Source organism: Bartonella sp. MU70NMGDW (genome assembly GCF_042194085.1).
In the GTDB taxonomy this organism is placed as follows: domain Bacteria; phylum Pseudomonadota; class Alphaproteobacteria; order Rhizobiales; family Rhizobiaceae; genus Bartonella; species Bartonella grahamii.
This window is the reverse complement of the sequence record NZ_JBHIMK010000266.1, coordinates 1-1,595: the sequence shown is the minus strand read 5'-3', so window position 1 is coordinate 1,595 and position 1,595 is coordinate 1. Positions and strand designations below refer to the sequence as shown.

Sequence of the window (1,595 nt, the reverse complement as noted above, 5' to 3'; positions counted from 1 at the left end):
AATGGGCGCTAACATTGAGAAATATCTTCTTAAAACAAACATGTGAATATACAACAACCAAATCTATTCTGTTTTGAGTTTATTTTGCATGAGAGCTCTTTACTCATAAAAGCTTTCCCCTATCATCATGATATCTCAGACGCATCTAAAAAATCACTTTGATCATTGGTTAAGAACAGCACCGTAGGCGGTGCCTTGAGCTTAAAAACCAAGATTTACCTTCGTAAAATGCATATCTGATGTCATGAGTTTAGCAAACAAGCCTTAAAAAGTTGAAAGGCAAACAACCTCTCATTTAAAAAAATCTATCCTTCTCAAGAAAAACTATTTTTATTGCCAATTTCCTAAAATTACTTTACTAATTAGAAAATGTATTGGTCGCACACGCAACGACCAATAGGGCCTTGAAAACCCGAAACCCTAGCGTAAAAATAAACCCACTGTGTAGGTATCCGGGAATTCCGGGAGATTTTGCTATGTCCAGGTGCTCTCAGCACTAAAAGGAAAATGCTGACTAGGGTTCAGTGTTTTCAAGCTCCCGGAATACCAATGCGAGGGCGCTCGCAACCGGAGGGGGAAAATGCAAACTCCAAATCTTAGTATTGATCTTTTCTTAGGCAAAAAAAATTCGCTTTAGGCGAAAAATGCTAAAAATGTCTCAAAAAACATTAGGGCATCATTTAGGTATCACTTTCCAACATATTCAAAAGTATGAAAAAGGCTTAAATCGCGTGAACGCAGGACGTTTAAAGGAAATTTCCGATATATTGGAGGTCCCAATTGCTTTTTTTTACGCTGAGATCATCAAAAAAGAACATACCCCGTACCATCATGATGAAATCGCATCGAACAAAGAGGAATATTTGCTTTTAAAAAGTTTTAGAATTCTTACACCTGTCAAACAGAAAGCAATTTTAAACTTAATTTGTGATTAGAATTAAAACGCTTTAAAAGCATGGGGTATAAGGTTCTACACGCTTTGTTCTTGGCTTCCTTCCCACACATTAAAGGATGCAAATGCCTCCTCAAACTGGTTGATAAACAATCCCACCTCTCAAGAACAGCTCCTTCTCGGCTTCCCATTTCATATGGTTCCTTTCACAAAATTATACAAGCAAGCCCTCCCTTGAATAATTCACCACACTCTCTCATCACAACACCACATGCATAAAGTTTTTATGCCTTATATCACCACGCCTCAAGCGATGATGTTTTTACAGCACAACAGAATAAGCATTCATGCGTATTTAAAGGGGCCCCCCTTCCCCACTGTTGACGCTCCATTTATTTTAATGATGTGCATTTAATATACCTGCTATAAAGACTTAGTATCTGTTATAAATTCTTAAAGGCATGTTTTTTCCTCTAAAATCTCAATGCTACACCAACTCCATCATAAGACAATACATTGATTTATAAAGATGATTCATTTTTTTACATGTTGAATGAGAACCCTGAATATCGCAAGATTCTTTCATTTCAGACCTGTTCTAGGTTGAATCAACCAAAATCACATCTCTTGCAAGTTACAAGCGGGAAGAGCCCTTGTGGATAAAAAACTATTAAGAAAGGATTAAAAATGCCTCTAATGAACC

The 1,595-nt window shown here is 36.9% G+C and carries 1 pseudogene; it reads left to right on the top strand.

Annotated features, from left to right (window positions below):
- Window positions 1–580 precede the first annotated feature (580 nt).
- Window positions 581–935, top strand: a pseudogene (locus ACFIKE_RS10315) (helix-turn-helix domain-containing protein).
- The last annotated feature ends 660 nt before the right edge of the window (window positions 936–1,595 follow it).